General features: G+C 46.8%; 17 protein-coding genes, 11 tRNA genes and 2 rRNA genes (1 of these 30 cut by a window edge). 2 read left to right on the top strand and 28 right to left on the bottom strand.

Going from position 1 to position 20,410, the window contains the following annotated elements:
- Window positions 1-10 precede the first annotated feature (10 nt).
- From ACXHJ2_RS04395 to ACXHJ2_RS04370, 6 genes are all read right to left on the bottom strand, one after another.
- Entirely contained in the window at window positions 11-523 is a 513-nt protein-coding gene (locus tag ACXHJ2_RS04395; protein ID WP_013372637.1) for an adenine phosphoribosyltransferase, read from the bottom strand.
- A 65-nt stretch (window positions 524-588) separates the two neighbouring features.
- Entirely contained in the window at window positions 589-2,985 is a 2,397-nt protein-coding gene (gene recJ, locus ACXHJ2_RS04390; RefSeq protein WP_165083048.1) for a single-stranded-DNA-specific exonuclease RecJ, read from the bottom strand.
- A 33-nt stretch (window positions 2,986-3,018) separates the two neighbouring features.
- On the bottom strand, window positions 3,019-3,975 hold the full coding sequence (locus ACXHJ2_RS04385; RefSeq protein ID WP_013372639.1) for a cation diffusion facilitator family transporter: 957 nt from the start codon (window positions 3,973-3,975) through the stop codon (window positions 3,019-3,021).
- Between the two features lie 199 nt (window positions 3,976-4,174).
- Window positions 4,175-5,089, bottom strand: coding sequence for a protein translocase subunit SecF (gene secF / locus ACXHJ2_RS04380; RefSeq protein WP_016819133.1), 915 nt, complete (start codon window positions 5,087-5,089; stop codon window positions 4,175-4,177).
- Window positions 5,079-6,335 (bottom strand): protein translocase subunit SecD, encoded by a 1,257-nt coding sequence (secD, locus tag ACXHJ2_RS04375; RefSeq protein WP_165083046.1) that lies wholly within the window; start codon window positions 6,333-6,335, stop codon window positions 5,079-5,081. The genes secF and secD overlap by 11 nt, the downstream gene beginning before the upstream one ends.
- Before the next feature lie 90 nt (window positions 6,336-6,425).
- Window positions 6,426-6,683 (bottom strand): post-transcriptional regulator, encoded by a 258-nt coding sequence (locus tag ACXHJ2_RS04370; RefSeq protein ID WP_013372642.1) that lies wholly within the window; start codon window positions 6,681-6,683, stop codon window positions 6,426-6,428.
- 308 nt (window positions 6,684-6,991) lie between these two features.
- Here ACXHJ2_RS04370 and spoVB point away from each other — a divergent pair, with 308 nt between their 5' ends.
- The gene (gene spoVB / locus ACXHJ2_RS04365) at window positions 6,992-8,563 is read left to right on the top strand and encodes a stage V sporulation protein B (protein ID WP_165083044.1); all 1,572 of its coding nucleotides are present in this window, start codon (window positions 6,992-6,994) and stop codon (window positions 8,561-8,563) included.
- 7 nt (window positions 8,564-8,570) lie between these two features.
- On the opposite strand, the gene ACXHJ2_RS04360 is transcribed toward spoVB, so the two are convergent.
- Window positions 8,571-9,347 carry a YetF domain-containing protein gene (locus tag ACXHJ2_RS04360; protein ID WP_165083042.1) on the bottom strand — a complete coding sequence of 259 codons (777 nt, stop codon included), beginning with the start codon at window positions 9,345-9,347 and terminating at the stop codon, window positions 8,571-8,573.
- Between the two features lie 206 nt (window positions 9,348-9,553).
- Between ACXHJ2_RS04360 and ACXHJ2_RS04355 the strand changes: the two genes are divergently transcribed.
- On the top strand, window positions 9,554-9,943 hold the full coding sequence (locus tag ACXHJ2_RS04355; RefSeq protein ID WP_013372645.1) for a TIGR04086 family membrane protein: 390 nt from the start codon (window positions 9,554-9,556) through the stop codon (window positions 9,941-9,943).
- Between the two features lie 70 nt (window positions 9,944-10,013).
- Here the strand turns inward: ACXHJ2_RS04355 and yajC are convergent, their stop codons facing one another.
- From yajC to ACXHJ2_RS04250, 21 genes are all read right to left on the bottom strand, one after another.
- Window positions 10,014-10,349 carry a preprotein translocase subunit YajC gene (gene yajC / locus ACXHJ2_RS04350; protein ID WP_013372646.1) on the bottom strand — a complete coding sequence of 112 codons (336 nt, stop codon included), beginning with the start codon at window positions 10,347-10,349 and terminating at the stop codon, window positions 10,014-10,016.
- Window positions 10,350-10,384: 35 nt separating this feature from the next.
- Window positions 10,385-11,524 carry a tRNA guanosine(34) transglycosylase Tgt gene (gene tgt, locus ACXHJ2_RS04345; protein WP_165083040.1) on the bottom strand — a complete coding sequence of 380 codons (1,140 nt, stop codon included), beginning with the start codon at window positions 11,522-11,524 and terminating at the stop codon, window positions 10,385-10,387.
- A gap of 20 nt (window positions 11,525-11,544) precedes the next feature.
- The gene (gene queA / locus ACXHJ2_RS04340) at window positions 11,545-12,573 is read right to left on the bottom strand and encodes a tRNA preQ1(34) S-adenosylmethionine ribosyltransferase-isomerase QueA (RefSeq protein ID WP_165083038.1); all 1,029 of its coding nucleotides are present in this window, start codon (window positions 12,571-12,573) and stop codon (window positions 11,545-11,547) included.
- 7 nt (window positions 12,574-12,580) lie between these two features.
- Window positions 12,581-14,674, bottom strand: coding sequence for a SpoIID/LytB domain-containing protein (locus ACXHJ2_RS04335; RefSeq protein WP_165083036.1), 2,094 nt, complete (start codon window positions 14,672-14,674; stop codon window positions 12,581-12,583).
- A gap of 227 nt (window positions 14,675-14,901) precedes the next feature.
- Window positions 14,902-15,909 carry a Holliday junction branch migration DNA helicase RuvB gene (gene ruvB, locus ACXHJ2_RS04330; protein WP_013372650.1) on the bottom strand — a complete coding sequence of 336 codons (1,008 nt, stop codon included), beginning with the start codon at window positions 15,907-15,909 and terminating at the stop codon, window positions 14,902-14,904.
- A gap of 50 nt (window positions 15,910-15,959) precedes the next feature.
- Window positions 15,960-16,574, bottom strand: a complete 615-nt coding sequence (gene ruvA / locus ACXHJ2_RS04325; protein ID WP_025675036.1) for a Holliday junction branch migration protein RuvA — start codon at window positions 16,572-16,574, stop codon at window positions 15,960-15,962.
- Window positions 16,571-17,074: a crossover junction endodeoxyribonuclease RuvC gene (ruvC, locus tag ACXHJ2_RS04320; protein WP_025675038.1), complete on the bottom strand. Its 504-nt coding sequence runs from the start codon at window positions 17,072-17,074 to the stop codon at window positions 16,571-16,573. The genes ruvA and ruvC overlap by 4 nt, the downstream gene beginning before the upstream one ends.
- Window positions 17,075-17,299: 225 nt before the next feature.
- A complete protein-coding gene (locus tag ACXHJ2_RS04315; protein ID WP_013372653.1) occupies window positions 17,300-18,001 on the bottom strand; it encodes a BofC C-terminal domain-containing protein in 702 nt (233 codons plus the stop codon).
- A 107-nt stretch (window positions 18,002-18,108) separates the two neighbouring features.
- A tRNA-Pro gene (locus ACXHJ2_RS04310) sits at window positions 18,109-18,182 on the bottom strand.
- Between the two features lie 7 nt (window positions 18,183-18,189).
- Window positions 18,190-18,269 (bottom strand) — tRNA-Leu (locus ACXHJ2_RS04305).
- A 12-nt stretch (window positions 18,270-18,281) separates the two neighbouring features.
- Window positions 18,282-18,358, bottom strand: a tRNA-Arg gene (locus tag ACXHJ2_RS04300).
- A gap of 5 nt (window positions 18,359-18,363) precedes the next feature.
- A tRNA-Gly gene (locus ACXHJ2_RS04295) sits at window positions 18,364-18,438 on the bottom strand.
- 35 nt (window positions 18,439-18,473) lie between these two features.
- Window positions 18,474-18,549 (bottom strand) — tRNA-Lys (locus tag ACXHJ2_RS04290).
- A gap of 28 nt (window positions 18,550-18,577) precedes the next feature.
- Window positions 18,578-18,654: transfer RNA gene (locus ACXHJ2_RS04285), tRNA-Asp, on the bottom strand.
- Between the two features lie 26 nt (window positions 18,655-18,680).
- Window positions 18,681-18,757, bottom strand: a tRNA-Met gene (locus ACXHJ2_RS04280).
- Between the two features lie 30 nt (window positions 18,758-18,787).
- Window positions 18,788-18,863 (bottom strand) — tRNA-Val (locus ACXHJ2_RS04275).
- 9 nt (window positions 18,864-18,872) lie between these two features.
- A tRNA-Glu gene (locus ACXHJ2_RS04270) sits at window positions 18,873-18,944 on the bottom strand.
- A gap of 17 nt (window positions 18,945-18,961) precedes the next feature.
- Window positions 18,962-19,053: transfer RNA gene (locus ACXHJ2_RS04265), tRNA-Ser, on the bottom strand.
- Between the two features lie 3 nt (window positions 19,054-19,056).
- Window positions 19,057-19,132 (bottom strand) — tRNA-Asn (locus tag ACXHJ2_RS04260).
- 18 nt (window positions 19,133-19,150) lie between these two features.
- A 5S ribosomal RNA gene (gene rrf, locus ACXHJ2_RS04255) occupies window positions 19,151-19,267 on the bottom strand.
- Between the two features lie 78 nt (window positions 19,268-19,345).
- Window positions 19,346-20,410 (bottom strand): 23S ribosomal RNA (locus tag ACXHJ2_RS04250); it runs 1,865 nt beyond the window's last position.

Below are 20,410 nucleotides of genomic sequence, written 5' to 3'. Positions count from 1 at the left end.
TTTGAAATACTTAATACTTAATTAAGGTGAATACGTCTACGTCAGGCAGCTTTGCCCGTCCGTTGAGATCAGACAGCTCGATAAGAAAAGCAGCCCCTGCCACATTGCCACCAAGTTGGCGTACCAAGTTAACGGATGTAGCGATGGTTCCACCTGTAGCAAGCAGATCATCAGCAATCAGAACATTTTGCCCCGGCTCAATCGCATCCTTATGCATAGCCAGAGTATCCTTACCATATTCCAAACCGTATGCTTCCTCAATGGTTTCTCCAGGCAACTTACCACTCTTACGGATGGGAATAAAACCAACACCAAGCGCATAAGCCAGAGGTGCACCGACAACGAATCCACGTGCTTCCGGACCTGCAATCAAATCAATTTTTAAATCAGATACCAGTTCCTTCATATCGTTGATTGCCTTACGATACAGTTCACCATTTTTCATTAGGGTCGTAATGTCCTTAAAACTAATCCCTGGTTGTGGAAAATCGGAAATCACCCGAATATATTCTTTGTAGTCCAACTTAGTTCCTCCTACTGTAAACTTCTAATTAGTATATACATTTTACAAAACTGCAAGGTAGTATCTCAAGACGCACCCTTCATAAGCGACATGATCCAACTCGTCATCTGGGTGGTGTCTGCATCCAATAAGTACCGCTCCATCTCAGCCATATTATACAATTCCTGATAGCGCGGAGAAGCAGTTAAATCCCGCTTGGGCGGATTGGATACAAAACGAAATTGACCATCTGTACGCGTCAAAAACTCAAGATCCTCGAAGATATCCAGTACTTTGGATAACATGCGTACTGAACAGGAGCACTGCCGGCTAAGAGCAGGTAGCATTGCCTTTTCGTCAATTAGCTGTGTTCCCATTCGGGAAAGCACAATGTAAATACGCTTAAACAGCTCCCTATCGGGGCTTACGAGCCGGCCGCCACGCTCACTGATCGAATGAAGAAGAAATACATTCTCCACATTCTCAAAGGTAGACCATAAGGCATGAAACTGCTCGGGTGTATCTGGCGGCTCCAGTACGAACAGCGACTTCACAAAGTGCTGTGTATCTTTTTGACCCTCACTGGGAGTAACGCTGCCATCTTTATCGTATAACCATAAGGATTCAGCGCTCACGGAGCTCGATGGCCGAAGCCTGGATGACGGATGGATCAACACCGCAACATTATTCTTTCTTTCCTCTAAGCTTGGATGGAAGATCCTCAGCCCTCGCTCCAGTTCGGCAAGAGGGTCCGATACTCCACGATAATCAAATATTTGCGGAGCCTGTACACGAATATCCTGCATCATCAGCTGGAGTGAACGTTTACCGTTCCACTCGTTAATTGATAATTCGCCCAACAGATCTATGTCCGTTTGCTGCTGTAAAAAATCAGCCAAATCGCCACGTCGGAAGGCAATCGCATCCAGCGATAAACCGTTCTGCTCCAGCAATAGCTTCACATGGTTTTTCTCACGTCCCATTTTACGAGCTTCACGTAATTGAAGTCCCTGTAATACGAATCGTGGAGAAGGATTTCCCATCCCAAAAGGCTGGAGCAATTCCAGTTCTTCAACCACTTGTAAAGATACCTCATCCAGACGGCAGACCATATCGGCCTCAGCTATAGGGATAAAATCGTCCGGTGTCAGAATGGAACCTGCATAGCGGTTTAGCCGCTCTTCGAATAATTCCAGATGGTCACGGGACAGCGTCATCCCCGCTGCCGAAGGATGTCCACCAAAATGCTCCATAAGCTCATGACAATCTGTAAGAGCACTGTAAATATCCAATGCAGGAATAGAACGAGCAGAGCCTTTGCACATGCCTGTCTCCGTATCTATGCCCAGAATAATGGTCGGACGATAATAACGATCCAATAGCTTGGATGCCACAATTCCGACGACACCAACATTCCAGCCCTCACCAGCCAGAACAATAACAGATGGAAGCTTGCTTCCATTTAGTTTGGATGCTAATTGCTGCTCGGCTTGCTCCACAATGCGTTCGACCACTTGTTGACGCTCACGATTGAGCAGATCCAGCGCATGCGCAAGTTGGTCTGCCTCCTCCTCTTTTTCTGTCGTCAGCAGAGAAACCGCTCGACCCGCATGATCTAGACGCCCGCTCGCATTAATCCGCGGAGCCAATGCAAATGCGATGTTGGCCGAAGTCACTGTGGATATCTCCACGCCCGCTACATGAAGCAACGCTCGAATGCCTGGAAATGCTGAGTTTCTCATGGATTGAATCCCTCTACGTACTATCGTCCGATTCTCACCATGTAGTGGCATCAAATCAGCTACCGTACCAATAGCAGCGATTTCGAACCATTCCTCGGGTACTTCACTCAACAGCGCCTGAGCTAGCTTCAGGGCAACACCAACGCCTGCAAGACCTTTAAATGGGTAGGGACAATCCGGTAGCTTCGGATTGATCAAAGTATAAGCCTCGGGAAGCACAGCAGGCGGTTCATGATGGTCAGTCACAATCACATCGATCCCTAAGGAAGTCGCATAAGCAATTTGCTCTACTGCACTAATTCCCGTATCCACTGTAATGACCAGCGTAACTCCCTGCTGATGTGCCCAGTCCAAAGCATGATTGTGCAGACCATATCCCTCATTGGAACGATGGGGGATGTAAATATCATAAGATGCCTTCAGAAAACGCATAAGCTGAATCATCAATGATGTACTGGATACGCCGTCCGCATCATAATCGCCATAGATTAATATATGCTCGCCGCGCTCCAGAGCCTGGCGAATTCTCGGCACGGCCTCTTTCATGCCAAGAAGCAGAAATGGGTCGTGTACATCGTCCACACTTCCGTACAAAAAGCGGTTTGCTTCCCCGGCCGTAGTGACGCCCCGGTTCACTAAAAGCCGGGACAACAATGGTGAAATCCCCAGCTCTTCTGTTAACGGCTGAGCCGCTTCCAGGTTAACATCCGGGGTCTTCCATCTGTACTGCGAATGAAGCAATCCTATTCACCTTTCTTTCATAGTCGGCCTGCCTTATTGAAGCAAGGACGACGCATCATTATCAGGCAGTTCATGATTGGATTTATAAGGATACCCGGCTTGGTAAGAAATGAACTGCATTTGTACATGAGTCACCTGTGGAAAACGGGCTAACAGTAAATTTTTGGCTCGATCGGCAATTTCCTGCGCTTCCTGCACCGTAATCCGCGGGTTAACACTTATCGTTACATCCACTGTTATGAAATGGCCCGTTTCCTGAGCATGTAAGTGTTCAACCGTTACAATACCATATACTCGTTGAATCGTCTCCATAAAGCGCTGGGAGTCTTCCTCCCGCAAGGGCTGTGCAGGTGCCTGATAAGCGGTATTCATCACCATCAGATACCCTTTACGCAGCACCAGACAGGCTACCAGCAAAGCTGCAGTTGGATCAAGATACAATAATGCAGGCCATTCCATTGCTTCGCCAGTCATTGCACCGATCATACCGATCAATGCAATCAGTGATGCATACAGCGAGTACCGTTCATGGTTAGCGTACCGATCTGCTTCCGCTTTATGGCCATGTTTAATCGAATAGCGATATTGAAACTGAAATAACGCTTCTCTCAACACCAGGGCAATTAACACGGTAATTAAAGCATACAGACCGGGAGCCTGCGGTTCCGAACTGCTTAATGAACGAACGGCAGAAATACCTAGCTGAAGTCCGCTCATCAGCACTAAAATAGCCAGCACCACAGATATGACCGTCCGAACTTTTTCACCGTTCCGCAATCGCGCCAGCATTCCGTGATCTGTACCACCCTTGGAAAACAGCATCTCCTGCAAACGGGAAGCACTATCCGCAGCCGTGTGCAGTGCATCCCCCATCAACGCCTTGCTGTTTGCCGCATAACCGACGGTTCCCTTTAGAACAGCCAGCGCGAGATTACCTACAATCCCGCTCAACGCCGCAGTTTCTAATGATCGGCTGCGTTCGCTATTCACAACGTTTCCCCCTCAATCCTGAACTAACCATTTCCCGATAAAGCTCCAATCCAATATAACCGAATTCTTAAAACTAAACCTTCTACAATCAAGTGTTTTACTATTAGCCACAGCATAAGGTAAATCTTAAAACCTTAGAAAACCGCGCCCAAGCAGACGCGGCTTTCTCTTTAATTTATACTACTGGTATTTGCGTAACTTAAGACTTTGCAGTTTTGGCTGCTCCACCAGTTGTTGGCGTCTTTTGTTTTCCCTTCAAAGCTACCCACAGCGGGCTGGCAATGAAGATGGAAGAGTAAGCACCGAACAGCAAACCGATAACCATCGCAAGCGAGAACATCCGAATGGACTCGCCGCCAAAAATGAATAGGCAGACGGAGGCAATAAACACTGTAAACACAGTTGCGAGTGAACGCGTCATTGTCTGTGCAATACTGTGATCGACGACTTGCTCCAAGTCGGTTCTGGACTTTTTCTTTGCAAATCGCAGATTTTCCCGAATACGGTCAAAAATAACGACGGTGTCATTAATGGAGAAACCGACAATCGTCAGAATAGCCGTAATAAAGGTCAAATCCACCTCAAGCCGGAAAATCGAGAATATACTAATGACGAGAAACGCATCATGCAGCAGCGAAACAATTGCAGCAACCGCAAAACGCCATTCAAACCGGATCGAAATGTAGATAGCAATAGCCACAGAGGCCAGCAAAATCGCCCAGATTGCATTTCGCTCCAGCTCTTGCGCCATTTCCGTATCCACCGTATTGACCTCAAATGATGCCTTCGGATCAAGCTCTTTGTTAAAAGAGGTTTTGAATTCATTCACTTGCTGATCCGTCAATACCTGTGAAAAACGAATGCCGAAGCGCTCTTTACCTGGTGTATAATCCACCTCTTTGCCGATCCCGTTCTTGTTCAGCAAAGCTTGAATCTGTTCTTGTGTAACTGTCTTAGTCAAATTAACATCCACGTTGGAACCGGAACGGAAATCAACCCCGTAATTCAAACCAAATATCGATAAGCTCAAAATACCAAGCAATGTGATAATAATCGAGAACGTGTAAAACCACTTGCTCATCTTGACATATTTATAGTCCCAATTAAAGCGCACTGATATCACTCTCCTTCACACCAAAATACTTGGCCTTCTTCACAGCATCTGCTTTAACCAGCAGATTGAGCAAGAAGCGCGAGAAGAAGATATTTGTCAAAATACTCACGACAATATCAACGATGAGCACGAGAGCGAATCCTCGAACGGAGCCTGTACCCAGACCAAACATGACGGCTGCCGCTATAATTGTCGTAATATTGGCATCCATAACAGTACGGAACGAGGCCTTACTGCCTGCAATGACAGAAGAACGAATCGTTTTGCCTGACTTGATTTCTTCTTTAATCCGTTCATACGTAATGATATTGGCATCCACCGCCATCCCGATCCCGAGCACGAAGGCTGCGATACCCGGAAGTGTGAGCACGAAACCGCCCAAATAAAAAATCGCAAGCACCAGCCAGGTATGAACGATGAGACAGAAGCTAGCTATCAGTCCCGGTACACGGAACATTGCAATCATAAAGATCAGAATGATGACCGAACCGATCAAACCGGCACGGATCGTCTGATCCAGTGACAACTGACCCAGTGTAGCCCCTACACTCTGAGAATATTTTTCCGTCAGTTTAAGCGGAAGAGCACCCAGGTTGATCGTATCTGCTAGCTTGTTCGCCTCATCACGTGTGTAGTTACCTGTAATCGAAGCACTGCCATCCGTCAATTCACTACGCACTGTAGGTGCAGACAGTAATTCATCATCCAGGAAAATAGCCAACTCTTTATTCATAAGTCGCTTTGTGATTTCTGCAAATTTAGCTTTGTCTTTTACTTTGATACTAATCTCAGGCTTGTTCAGCTGATCATAGCCTACCACTGCACCATTCTCCACAAAATCATTACCGCGGAGCTCAATTTTGCTGTATTGACCCGGCTTTTTAGCATCTGCTGCCGTTGCACTACGGAAGGTTAACTCTGCGGGTTTTTTCAGCATGGAGCGGACTTCCGCCTCATTAGAGACACCAGCAAGCCGCACACGAATACGATTGCTCCCCTCAGTTGTTACTTCCGGCTCAGTCGTACCAAGCGCATTAATACGTCTCTCCAGACTTTGTGCTGTTTGTATCAGAGACTGGCTGGTTACACGTTGCCCGGCTTCCAAAGGCTGGGCTTCATATAAAATTTCAAAGCCTCCCTTTAAATCGAGGCCTAGTTTTAAACTTTTTAGTAGGCCCGGGCTTGTCCCGACCATAACACCAGTAGTTATGAGCACGACCACGATGAAACTTAGAATTCTCTTCATTCCGTCCCATGTTCCCCTTTCATTCTCAATATTCCTATTATAGCTACCCCTCAAAAAGCAGTCAATTTGAACGCAAAAAAAGACCCCCTTCTATTCGAAAGTGGAGCCCCGTAATGCGGACATCGTCAAATAGTTCATAAAGCTCGTCGCTTTAAGGGAAAGTATATCGTTAACGAGCTTGTGCAGCGGAGGAATACCCTCCTTTTCATATTTATGGCTGACGCAATTCCACACGTCCTTACTGGTGACATGTTCATAGCCTACGAGAATCAGCTCGTCTGCCTTACTTTGACAGAGTATCTCAATTGCGTCATCCCAATCCTGCTCATCCAGCTCTTCCATACCCACGATGGTCGTTCCTCCTCCCAGCGACTATCGGTTCCCCAGATCAGCAAATAGCGGGGTTATTGACTGCTTTATAGAACATTTCTGTCCTGATCTTGGAAAACCCTTCTCTTCGTCGAAAAATAGCCGTAAATCAACAATATATGCATTCATTTCGCTCGTCAATAGCAGAATTCACCACTCTCCCTCTTGTAGTCTGGATCACCTTGTTTCTAAACTGAAAAGCTTGTCATGAACATGGACAGGTCCAGCATATCTTCTAAGGAAACACATAGACGCAGAATTTCATTTTGGGGAAGAGGGAGTTGCGATTGAAAAAGCAGACATTCATTCATGGAGCAATTATTTTATTGGCAGCGGGAATCATCAATCGGCTACTGGGTTTTATTCCCCGAATCGCACTCCCGCGTATCATCGGCCCCGAAGGAGTCGGCTTGTACCAGCAGGGGTATCCCTTTTTTATAGTACTAGTGACTCTTATTACTGGGGGCATCCCTCTTGCGGTAGCCAAGCTTGTAGCTGAAGCTGAAACAGCGGGGCAACCCGAGATGTCACGGCGTATTTTGCACACTAGCTTGCGCTTCACCATTACACTCAGCCTGATCGCCATGGCAATCTGTCTTGTGTTTGCACCTTGGATCACAAGCCATCTCCTGACCGACAGCCGTGTGTATTATACATTCGTAAGTATGAGCCCAATGATTGTCATTGTTGCTGTTTCCTCAGCTTATAGGGGCTATTTTCAAGGAAAACAAAATATGATTCCTTCCGCAAGTTCCTCCATTGCGGAAACCGTCATGCGCATTTTTTGCGTCATTTGGTTTGCTTACTTGTTACTTCCTCATGGTGTAGCCTACGCTGCTGCAGGTGCCATGCTCGGTGCTTTGGCGGGTGAATTCATTGGCATGGTTGTGCTGCTGTGGCAATATGCTTGGAACCAGCGAAAAGATCACATTCTTCAACCAAAGGCCCCTTTACCCCCAAAGGTTCATACCGAGCAATCATCCGTTTTGTCACGTCTTATGTCGATATCTGTTCCCGTTACTGCTGGAAGGCTTGTCGGTTCCTTATCTTATTTGCTCGAATCTATCTTATGCATGCGTAGCCTCGCTGTAGCAGGCATTGCAACTGGCGTGGCAACCGCACAATATGGAGCCATGCAAGGCATGGTTATTCCTGTGTTATTACTACCTGGGGCCCTTACCAGTTCGCTGGCTGTTTCACTTGTGCCTTCGTTATCCGAAGCAGCAGCGAAAGGGCATATTACTGCCATTCACAAACGTTTGCATCAATCGCTTCGACTTGCTTTAGTCGCAGGAGCCCCATTTGCCGTAATTATGTATGTATTAGCAGAGCCGCTGTGTCTGCTGCTCTACAATAATGGCGATATTGCGGGCATGCTTAAACTCATGGCTCCCTTTGCACTTTTTATGTACATTCAGGCCCCTCTTCAGGCAGCACTTCAGGCGTTAGACCGTCCTGGAAGTGCCTTATTGAACACCTTTATCGGAGCCATTATCAAAATTGTGCTGATTGTATGGCTTGCTTCTCAGCCTCAGTACGGTATCTACGGAGCTGTCATTGCCATCTGTATTAACAGTGCTATCGTTACCCTCCTACATGGCTTCAGTGTCAGCAGACTGCTTCGCTTTCGTGTACGTTTACTTGACTTCTGGAAAACCGGGATGGGCATGATCATTATGGCGGCAGCGGTATTATATACCTACAGACATTTAACGATTTTCGATCAAATGTGGCTCCAATTTATGTTTGCCGCAGGCTTGGGAATTATTCTCTACCTTTTCCTGATGACCTTGATCAAAATGATCGACTGGGACAACCTCACACGCATTCCAATCCTGAGAAGATGGTTTAAAGCATAAAAAAAAGCTAATCTGAAGATTCTCCATAGGCCGGTGGTGTAATATACACATCCCCTCTATGGTTGACCGAGCATAAGAAAACATCCTTAAAATCTTTATGCCCCTTTGCCTGAATCTGATTTTTAAGCCAAAAACGGTTCATGTCCATCCGTTCCAAATTTCGATCCAGCACCTTGCCGTCCATAATTAATGGAATCGGTAGTCCCTCATATCTAAACTTTCCACCGATTTGTGGAGAAGGGTGGACTTTATTTTCCTGTTGTTCTTTGCTTATCAAATCATTTTTGTTTTGTTCCTGCTTTATTTTTTCGTGTTTAGCGCCATCGTAAATATCCTTGTCAATCACCGTAAGTTTACCTGTTGTTTCCAAAATGACATATTCAACCTCATCCAAACTTTCTATATTTTGTTCACGAAGTTGTAACAGCAAATCATCTAAGTTGTAACGTTGCTTCGCCATTTCGTCCTTGTTTAGTTGTCCATTTGAGTACAATACACTGGGCCTACCATCAAATAGTAAGCGCAGACGCCGACTTTTCAGACTGAAATAGGAAATTCCGATTTGCAAAATTAACAGCACTCCTAAAGGAATCAACCCTTCATAAAGTGGACGTTTTATATCCTCCAGGCTGAATACAGCAATTTCCGCAATCATAATGGATATGACGAGATCGAAAACAGACAATTTTCCGATCTCCCTTTTACCCATCAAGCGCATCACCAGATATACAATAAAATACATGAGCAGCGTCCGAAAAATATGAGCAAAAATATCGTGACTCAATAGGTTCGCCTCCTCTCCTGTACTTGCGACAAGACATTAGTCGTTCATTGTACACGTATTCTGACCGTTCCTCACTTGGCTCATACAAAAAACAAAAGGCTAAATTATTGAAATAAAGAGAAAGACTGCTTACGACTTGGTACTAACCCGGGAAGCTTGGCCATAGAATGATAATAGTTCAAACCTTGGTACAGGAGGAATTATCCATGGAGCTCATTCGCCGCTGGTGTTCGTTTCGTCTGGCCCATCCCATTTTATCCGGCTTATTTTATGCCTTTGCATGGATGCTGTTTGGCGCATTGATTCTTTCAATACTCTTGTGGATGACACAGATGCAAGAACAGGACTTATCATTGTATACGTACATCGTCCACGCATTCGCCATGCTATCTGGTGGCTTCGTCGCCGGTAAAAGATCCACGAACAAAGGCTGGTATCAAGGCGGTATTACAGGCATTCTGTATGGACTAATCGTTCTTCTGGTCGGTTTTTTGGCATTGGATGCAGGCATGAATGGTAAAGACCTGCTGCACTTAGGAATCGCGTTTGTTATAGGAGCAGGTGGCGGGATGTTTGGCATTAACTTTAGTAAGTAAGTCAACATGTATGTAACACAAAAAAAACCGAGCCTCCTCAAAGGCTCGGTTTTTGCATAACAATCGCATATTACGATTTAGAAACAACTTCCTCAGATGCAGTGTCTTTTGCAATCGCATTACTAATTGCACTGCGGTCAAAGGTCAGCTTCGTCACATCGTTCACACGCAAAACAACCACATCGTCCGTAATCTCCACAATTGTACCGTGAAGACCTCCGATTGTAATTACTTTATCTCCCTTTTTCAAAGCTTGAAGCATCGATTGACGCTGCTTTTGTTTTTTCTGATTCGGACGAATCAGCAAGAAATAGAAGATTACAAACATCAGAGCCAGTGGCCAGATCATTTGAAAAAGTCCGCCAGCTCCACCAGGTGCAGCCGCAGCTGTAGCAAAATGAAACACATTAAATCCCCCTTTCGTATACTCTCCCCTAAAACTTAAAAACCTTTATCATTATCATGAAGACCGTACTGCTCAAAAAATTCATCGCGGAAATCAAGCAGCCTGTCATCCATAATCGCTTGTCTGACATTACGCATCAATTGTATTAAGAAATGCAAGTTATGATACGTTGTCAGTCGGAGCCCGAAGGTTTCATCTGCTTTAATTAAATGTCGCAAGTAAGCACGTGAATAATTGCGACAAGTGTAGCAATCACAAGCCGGATCAAGCGGGCCAAAATCGCTTGCATAATTCGCATTCCGAACAACAAGACGTCCTTGACTTGTCATCGTTGTTCCGTTGCGAGCAATTCGGGTTGGAAGTACACAATCGAACATATCCACACCACGAATGGAGCCTTCAATCAAAGCATCCGGCGAACCAACGCCCATCAGATAACGTGGTTTGTTAGTAGGAAGCAGAGGAACCGTGTAATCGAGCACTCCATACATCAAATGCTTAGGTTCACCTACACTCAGTCCACCAATAGCATACCCCGGGAAATCCATGGAAGTCAAATCTGCCGCACTTTGCTTACGCAGATCTTCATGCATGCCTCCTTGTACAATGGCGAACAGCCCTTGATCATGTGGACGCGCATGTGCCTCCAAACAACGCTCAGCCCAACGGCTGGTGCGCTCCAGTGACTTTTTTACGTATTCATACTCAGCCGGAAACGGTGGACATTCATCGAAGGCCATCATAATATCCGAGCCAAGCGAGTTTTGGACTTCCATCGCCACTTCCGGAGAAAGAAACTTCTTATCTCCATTTAGATGAGAGCGGAAATGAACACCTTCCTCTGAAATCTTACGCATTTCACTTAAGGAAAACACTTGGAATCCGCCGCTGTCTGTTAAAATAGGACGATCCCAATTCATAAACTTGTGCAGTCCGCCCGCTTCTCGGATAATATCATGACCAGGACGAAGAAACAGATGGTACGTATTACTCAAAATAATATGAGCATCCATCGCTTTCAGTTCCTCAGGGCTCATCGTTTTAACGGTTGCTTGAGTTCCCACAGGCATAAAGGTTGGAGTCTCAATAACTCCGTGAGGCGTGTGTACACGTCCAAGACGTGCTCCTGATTGCTTGCAGGTCTTAATATGTTCGTATCTTATTGCTGGTGCCATATTTTCTCTACCATCCTTAATTAATAAATGAACATAGCGTCCCCGAAGCTAAAGAACCGATATTTTTGGTCAATCGCCTCCTGGTAAGCATGCATAATATTCTTTCTGCCAGCCAGTGCGCTGACCAGCATAACCAAGGTGGACTTAGGCAAATGAAAATTCGTAATCATTGCATCCACCACACGGAATTCATAGCCTGGATAAATAAAAATCTGTGTCCATCCACTGCTGGCCTGTAGTACACCATCTACGAAGTTACTGCCCACCGTCTCCAGCGTTCGGCAACTGGTTGTTCCCACTGCCACGACTCTTCCGCCGCGCGCCTTGGTTGCATTGAGTACATCCGCCGTTTCCTGTGACAATGAATAGTATTCTTCATGCATGACATGCTCTTCAATCGTATCCACCGACATCGGTCTGAACGTCCCTAAACCGACATGAAGTGTGATAAAGGCAACCGTAACGCCCTTCTCTTTAATCCGGTCCAGTAATTCTTCGGTAAAATGTAACCCTGCCGTTGGAGCCGCAGCAGAACCTTCATGCCGAGCATAAACGGTTTGATACCGCTCACGATCATCCAGCTGTTCCTTAATATACGGAGGAAGCGGCATCTGCCCCAAGCGATCCAGGATCTCCTGAAAAATACCATCATATGAAAATGAAAGTACCCTTCCGCCCATATCTCCTTCTTCCTCAATAACTGCCTTCAGCTCATCACCGAAAACAATAATAGCTCCCTTTTTCAGCTTTTTGCCGGGTTTCACCAATGCTTCCCATCGGTCTCCCTCCAGTTGTTTAAGCAGCAAAACCTCGGCCTTAGCCCCGGTGTCTTGCTTGATGCCAAACAAACGTGCAGGAATTACTCTGGTATCATTCAGAACCAGCGTATCCCCTGGCTGAAGATACTGCACAATATCCGAAAAGGTATGATGTCCCACTTCACCGTTGTTTTTGTTTAGCGTCAGTAATCTAGAAGCGGTCCGCTCAAGCAAAGGCGTCTGTGCAATTAATGTTTCAGGTAGTTCAAAATCGTAATCGTTTACGTTCATATATTGGTCAGTCCTTAACTATATCCACATTTTTGTAATAGTGTTGCAAAATTTTCTTGTAATCATACCCCTGCTCTGCCAATCCATTGGCCCCCCATTGTGATAAGCCCAAGCCATGACCATTCCCTTTACCTGTAAAAATAAAGCTTTGCGTTTTATCGATGACTCGTGCATGGCGATCTTCATTCATGACGACCACCCCGTTACCACTTGAAGTGCTGCTGCCAGATGCCGACAGAATTTGGGTGCCTTGTGTGCCGCTTACATGAGTAGTAGCTCCATCAGCGCCTAATACAGTATAACTGCCGGTACTCGCAATATCAAACAGTGTGCTCGGTAGCCCCCCCATCGCTGAGCGATACATGTCCGGATACTTCACTTTTAGGGGAGTTCCATCTGCTTCAATCTCCAATACTCGCCCTGACGGACCCCTTTTGGTAACATCAAGGTGATTAACAGAGGACGGTACTGTGCCAGTTATTTTCCCTTGCAAGGACTTAGCAATTTGAGCTGCTGTAAAGGGCCCTCTAACCCATGCATAGTCTCCGGATTGAGGCACCTTTTCCAGAACAATCATCTCTTCACCCGGCTGCGCCTTTGCTACGGGTGTAACCGTTGATTGGATTTGAGGAATAGGACGCACATTTGTATTTTCCGCAGTGACGGTGATTTTGTCTAACCCCGCTTCTGTGACTCCCTCCAGCTCCTTAGCGTTATCCTCGCGGATATAACCTGTCTTGCCATTGGAGAGAAGTACATGATACCACTCCTGTGCTCCTTTTTGCGCTGAGGTATCTCCTGAGCTGTCCACGCTCGCAAACGCTTCGCCACCACTATTCCACACTTCGGAAGCATCTGCTGTAACACCACCCGCATTAGAGGAGAATACAGCTTCGACCACTTTGCCGCCACTCTTAATAACTTCACCAGCTGTTGCATCTACAGCCTCGTTGACATTTGCATGTTCTGAGCTCTTACCATTGTAAGCTTGGCTTAGCGTGCCATCTACCACATTGCCGATCTGAAACCGATTGCCTTGGGCAAGCGCATAACTGCGAGCCGCTACCGCTTGAGCCTTAAGCGCTTCAGCTGGCCATGAGGAATAGACTTCTGCTCCAACTACGGAATACAAATACTGCTCCAAAGGGACTTCATTCACAAGCGCCAGCTGTCCTGACGATATGCCAATCTCCATGTCGCCGCGATATGTACGCTGTGACCTTTCGACCACTTGGATTCCATTATTACCGCCGTTGACAATTATCTTGCTATTATTAGAGCCACTTAGCATGTAATGAGGCATCACCTGTGAGCCTGTCGTTACTCCTGCTTCCTGTCTTAGGATAAGACCAGTTTGAGTAGTATTCACTTTGGAAAGGGTGAGTCTAGGCTGCTTGCTCTCCAGCTCTGTTTTCAAGGCCGACAGCTTACTGTCATTACTTTCTTCTCCAACCCATACAGCATACTGGCCTCTTGATTGAATTACAGTAAAAGCATCAAAACCTGCGGCAGCAATTGTCGTGCGAACGAGATTAGCCTCCTGCTCGCTTCCGTAGCTTCCCGTCGACCAATGTTTGTTTCCCTTAACTTCGGCCTGCGCTCCGGTTGCTGAGGAAATCCGTTGCACGGCAGCCTGTGCCGACTGTTCACTAGCATATAATCCCGCATACACTTGATAGACAGAGCCACCGTTTTTTGAACCAATAAAAACAGTAGGTTTATCATTAGTCTTTTGCAGAGCTTGAGCCGCTTTTATCGCAGCCGCTTCATTTCCTTCAAGCACCTTCACTCGATAGCTGTCTACACTAAAACGAGCCGTACTGTCTGGCAGTCCCATCCAAGCCTGAAAGCTGCCCCCACTGTTCTGTCCGACACTCAGGCTCCCTGATGATTTCAAAGTTACAGCGGGAACTGTCGCTTTATATTTGCTGCCTAGATCCGCAAAGATCACTACACGAATATCCTCTTGGGCGGCAGCAGCCTGAACAGCTGAAGGCCAAGGTATGCAAGCTGTAGCTAATACCATAATCAAAGCTGCTCGTTTGAGCCGGCCTGTCCACGCTCCGAAATTTTTATTTCGGTTCAATGTATCTCCACTCATTTCTAGCTCCCCCAATTCTAGCTGACTAGCACTTATATTACATGATTTATCGGGATCTCGACCCGCGTCTATCCCTTTAAATACATCGGCGGAATAAACTAAAATTTGAACCCGCTTGAATCGGACTTATACACTTCTTAGCTCAATTCATCTGTCTAATCCACTTCATATCGTCATACTTACGAATAACACTCAATGATTTTTAAAAGTGCACTATAATTTCCTAGTCACCGTGGGTCTGTTGGCATAGGAATTCCAAGGTGAGCATATGCCGCCGGAGTCACCGTTCGTCCGCGAGGTGTTCTTTGTAAAAGGCCAATTTGTAACAAATAAGGCTCGTACACATCTTCAATCGTCTGGCTCTCTTCACCAATGGTCGCAGCAATGGTGTCCAATCCTACAGGTCCGCCTCGGAATGAATGAATCATAGCCTTAAGCATTTTATGGTCAATTTCATCCAGCCCAAGTGGATCTATTTGAAGTCTCTTTAGTGCCTCTGCAGCCAACTCTGAATGAATAATACCGTCTCCGGCAACTTGGGCAAAATCACGTACCCTTTTTAACAGTCGGTTGGCAATCCGCGGTGTCCCCCGTGAACGCAATGCGATTTCCTCCGCCGCATCCCCGACAATCTCGATTTCCATAATATCCGCATTCCTAGACACGATGTAAGCCAGCTCGTCTGTTGTATAAAACTCTAATCGACTAATAACGCCAAATCGGTCACGCAATGGCGCAGAGAGCAACCCAGCGCGTGTAGTAGCACCTATAAGAGTAAAGGGCGGTAAATCCAAACGAACTGAACGTGCACTTGGGCCTTTGCCAATCATAATGTCCAGTGCAAAATCTTCCATCGCCGGATACATGACTTCTTCCACTGTACGATGAAGGCGATGAATTTCATCAATGAACAAAACATCACCCTCTTGAAGGTTGGTCAGCAATGCTGCCAAATCTCCCGGTCTTTCAATTGCAGGTCCTGAAGTTGTACGTAAATTAACCCCTAACTCATTGGCGATAATGTTAGCCAAAGTGGTTTTACCCAATCCGGGCGGTCCGTACAACAATACATGGTCCAACGCTTCTTTACGCATCTTGGCCGCTTCAATATATACTTTCAGATTTTCCTTGACCTGATTTTGCCCGATATATTCATTTAGATAACGGGGGCGAAGGCTTAACTCCGCCGTCTGGTCTTCCATCATCAAATTGGCGGAAATAATCCGGTCATCCACAATCCATCGCTCCTCTTTTTACCAGATTTCTATTCACGGACAACAGCGTCCTATCCGGCAAACAACAGTTGCAAAGCCCGTTTCATCAAAATGTCGGCAGAATCATCAGGTTTCGCATCTTTCTTCATTTTGCTCCATACCTTATCTAACTCAGCATCCGTGTAACCGAGTGCTTTAAGCGCTTCACGCGCCTCACTCCAGTACGAACCTTCGCCTTCTTCTACAGCAGGCTCCGCAAACAATCCGGTAGCCATTCCTAACGCCCCAATACCGTCCAGCTTGTCTTTTAAATCTAGAATCATACGTTGTGCCGTCTTTTTACCGATCCCCGGTAATTTGGTGAGAAATGTGATATTCTCCTGATAAATCGCCGTCACCACATGCGCAGGCGTACCGCCTCCCAAAATACCAAGAGCCACCCGTGGTCCAATACCAGACACATCGATCAATTTACGGAATAATTGCTGCTCCTCACGGGTTGCAAACCCAAACAGTAAAATAGCATCTTCCCTTACATGATGGTGAGTGTAAATAACCACCGGTCCTTCCGTTTTGGCGAAGGCGTAAGGATTCGGACAAAATACCCGATACCCTACACCCTGCACATCCAAAACGACATATTCATTTTCCAAGTGAGCTACAGAACCACGCAAGAAATCTATCATTTTCGTAATACCTCATTTAATTTTGAATTTAGTCCATAGGAATGCGCATGGCAAATAGCCACTGCCAAAGCATCCGCTACATCATCCGGTTTGGGCACAGCCTGGAGCTTTAGAAACATTCTAACCATCTCCTGTACCTGCTTCTTCTCCGCCTTGCCATACCCTACAATAGCCTGCTTTACCTGCATGGGCGTGTATTCCCCTATAGGCAAATTACGTTGCTTGGCAGCCAATACCAGCACCCCACGTGCCTGACTCACGGACATGGCTGTTGTAACGTTGCGATTAAAAAAAAGCTTCTCCAATGCAACCGCATCCGGCTTGTACTTATCAATTAATTGCAACATGCCTTCATACACATGAAGCAACCTGTCTTCTTCCGGTGTATGGGCCTCCGTCTGGATACAGCCATATTGCACAGGAACCACCTTACTGCCTATCTTGTCTACAAACCCGAAGCCCACAATGGCAATACCGGGATCAATTCCTAAAAAACGCAAAAAAACCTCTCCCCTATCGCTCAAACATGCCTAACTAACCATCAGCTAGCACTATCGTTATTATACATGAGTAAATTCCATATAAAGCGAACATATGTGTCGTTCTTTTCATTATAACAAAACTTTGTATCTAATAGAGGAAAAAGTTTAACCATGAGTGAAAACATAAAAAGAGACGCTACAAGCCTCACCTCATGGGCAAAGCCTAACGTCTCGTACTTGTAATCAATAATGCTGCTTTAATACCCTCTGTGTTCGCTCCACTGCGAAGTCACTAAAAGTGGAGATTACACTGTTATACTCATTTATATCCTGTACACGGATTCCCTGCTGAAGTTGTTTATATACCCCTTCCGGCAAGGCCGTCTCCATAGACCCTATATCCAATTGAAAAAAAGTACGAATTACTTTTTCCTTTTTAGGCAGCCCTTCAAACAGTGTAAGCTGTCCATCAGTGCTTAAGCCCATATATGCACGCTCTTTGCATGACTCCGACAAATCTTCCACTCTGCGCTCCAGCCACACTTCTCCTTTAGTATTAAGCCGTCCCTTCCAATCGGGATGTTGCTTCAGCAAACTTTCCAGTTGTTGTGAACTTAACGTTCCCAAGGAAGTGGTCTCCGTACCACATACGTAGGTAGTTAACAAACGGGTCTTCCTGCTTATACCGGAAGCATGAATACTTTGCAATAGCTGCATCTGCGAGGAGCGGTCTTCGGTAGAAGTATAATTTGGTGACTCCTCCTCCATCTCTGCCATAACGGGAGTAGCCAGTGGTTGCGACAGCATAGCCTGCATATGATTCGAAAACAGAATACCCAACCCTGCCAGTAAGCAAGCCGCACCCAAAATAGTACATGCCCACACTGTTCTTCTCCACTGTTTCCAGCGCCGTTTCATCTGTTTTTTCCAACTTAATCGCTTCACAGTAATCCCTTCCGTCCCACTTTTTGTGTTAGTGTGACCTGAAGATTACTGATTTATACAAAAGATAATAACAAAAAAGTCGCTGCTTCCAGCGACTTCCTATTGAATCGGGATGACACGATTTGAACATGCGACCCCCTGGTCCCAAACCAGGTGCTCTACCAAGCTGAGCTACATCCCGAAATAGATGCCGGTGAGAGGACTCGAACCTCCACGGTTTCCCTCACGATTTTGAGTCGCGCGCGTCTGCCAATTCCGCCACACCGGCTTATGAAGTTAATGGCGCGCCCTGAGAGATTCGAACTCCCGGCCTTTTGATTCGTAGTCAAACGCTCTATCCAGCTGAGCTAAGGGCGCAAATATGGAGCGGACGACGGGAATCGAACCCGCGACCCTCGCCTTGGCAAGGCGATGCTCTACCGCTGAGCCACGTCCGCAATACAATTATATCCATGACATATAAGTACATGAATGGTGAGCCATGAAGGACTCGAACCTTCGACACCCTGATTAAAAGTCAGGTGCTCTACCAACTGAGCTAATGGCTCCCAACAGGGTAATGTAACTTTGTGAAAATGGCGGAACTGACGGGATTCGAACCCGCGATCTCCTGCGTGACAGGCAGGCATGTTAGGCCTCTACACCACAGTTCCATAATAATTTTCATTAAAAAGTTAATTGGTTGCGGGAGCAGGATTTGAACCTGCGACCTTCGGGTTATGAGCCCGACGAGCTACCGAACTGCTCCATCCCGCGGCAATAGTAGGGAAGTCTATTAAAAATAAATGGTGGAGGCTGAGGGGATCGAACCCCCGACCCTCTGCTTGTAAGGCAGATGCTCTCCCAGCTGAGCTAAGCCTCCATACTACTATGACCCGTAGGGGATTCGAACCCCTGTTACCTCCGTGAAAGGGAGGTGTCTTAACCCCTTGACCAACGGGCCATACTATAAAATAATTCTGGCGGAGAGAGAGGGATTCGAACCCTCGAGACGCTTTTGGCGCCTACACGATTTCCAATCGTGCTCCTTCGGCCAACTCGGACACCTCTCCATATGGCTCCCCGAACAGGACTCGAACCTGTGACAACTCGATTAACAGTCGAGTGCTCTACCAACTGAGCTATCAGGGAATAATAATTACAAAACTCGCTTGGCGGCGTCCTACTCTCCCAGGACCCTGCGGTCCAAGTACCATCGGCGCTGGAGGGCTTAACGGTCGTGTTCGGGATGGGTACGTGTGGAACCCCTCCGCTATCGCCACCAAACATGAATTTGCCTCGCAAATTCTAACTTCAAGGTTACACCCTGAAAACTGGATCCGAAACTTCATTGCGCCTTATCTTTAGGATAAGCCCTCGACCGATTAGTATTGGTCAGCTCCATGCATTACTGCACTTCCACCCCCAACCTATCTACCTCGTCGTCTTCAAGGGGTCTTACATACTGGGAAATCTCATCTTGAGGGGGGCTTCACGCTTAGATGCTTTCAGCGCTTATCCCTTCCGTACATAGCTACCCAGCGGTGCTCCTGGCGGAACAACTGGTACACCAGCGGTACGTCCATCCCGGTCCTCTCGTACTAAGGACAGCTCCTCTCAAATTTCCTACGCCCACGACAGATAGGGACCGAACTGTCTCACGACGTTCTGAACCCAGCTCGCGTACCGCTTTAATGGGCGAACAGCCCAACCCTTGGGACCTACTTCAGCCCCAGGATGCGATGAGCCGACATCGAGGTGCCAAACCTCCCCGTCGATGTGGACTCTTGGGGGAGATAAGCCTGTTATCCCCAGGGTAGCTTTTATCCGTTGAGCGATGGCCCTTCCATGCGGTACCACCGGATCACTAAGCCCGACTTTCGTCCCTGCTCGACTTGTAGGTCTCGCAGTCAAGCTCCCTTCTGCCTTTGCACTCTTCGAATGATTTCCAACCATTCTGAGGGAACCTTGGGGCGCCTCCGTTACTCTTTAGGAGGCGACCGCCCCAGTCAAACTGCCCACCTGACACTGTCCTCGCACCGGATCACGGTACCAAGTTAGAACCTAGATACGATCAGGGTGGTATCCCAAGGATGCCTCCTCTCAAGCTGGCGCTCAAGATTCTACGGCTCCCACCTATCCTGTACAGATCGTACCCAAATTCAATATCAAGCTGCAGTAAAGCTCCATGGGGTCTTTCCGTCTTGTCGCGGGTAACCTGCATCTTCACAGGTATTAAAATTTCACCGGATCTCTCGTTGAGACAGCGCCCAAGTCGTTACGCCATTCGTGCGGGTCAGAATTTACCTGACAAGGAATTTCGCTACCTTAGGACCGTTATAGTTACGGCCGCCGTTTACTGGGGCTTCGGTTCATAGCTTCGCTCCGAAGAGCTTACCACTCCCCTTAACCTTCCAGCACCGGGCAGGC

This window comes from Paenibacillus sp. ALE3 (genome assembly GCF_054113405.1).
The sequence above is the reverse complement of the archived record's forward strand: the minus strand, read 5'-3'. Positions and strand labels throughout refer to the sequence as shown.

Coding starts and splice junctions, on each gene's coding strand:
- secD (WP_165083046.1), bottom strand. CDS start 6,335: ATGAAGAGAATTCTAAGTTTCATCGTGGTCGTGCTCATAACTACTGGT.
- ACXHJ2_RS04355 (WP_013372645.1), top strand. CDS start 9,554: ATGGAGCTCATTCGCCGCTGGTGTTCGTTTCGTCTGGCCCATCCCATT.
- tgt (WP_165083040.1), bottom strand. CDS start 11,524: ATGGCACCAGCAATAAGATACGAACATATTAAGACCTGCAAGCAATCA.
- queA (WP_165083038.1), bottom strand. CDS start 12,573: ATGAACGTAAACGATTACGATTTTGAACTACCTGAAACATTAATTGCA.
- ACXHJ2_RS04335 (WP_165083036.1), bottom strand. CDS start 14,674: ATGAGTGGAGATACATTGAACCGAAATAAAAATTTCGGAGCGTGGACA.
- ruvA (WP_025675036.1), bottom strand. CDS start 16,574: ATGATAGATTTCTTGCGTGGTTCTGTAGCTCACTTGGAAAATGAATAT.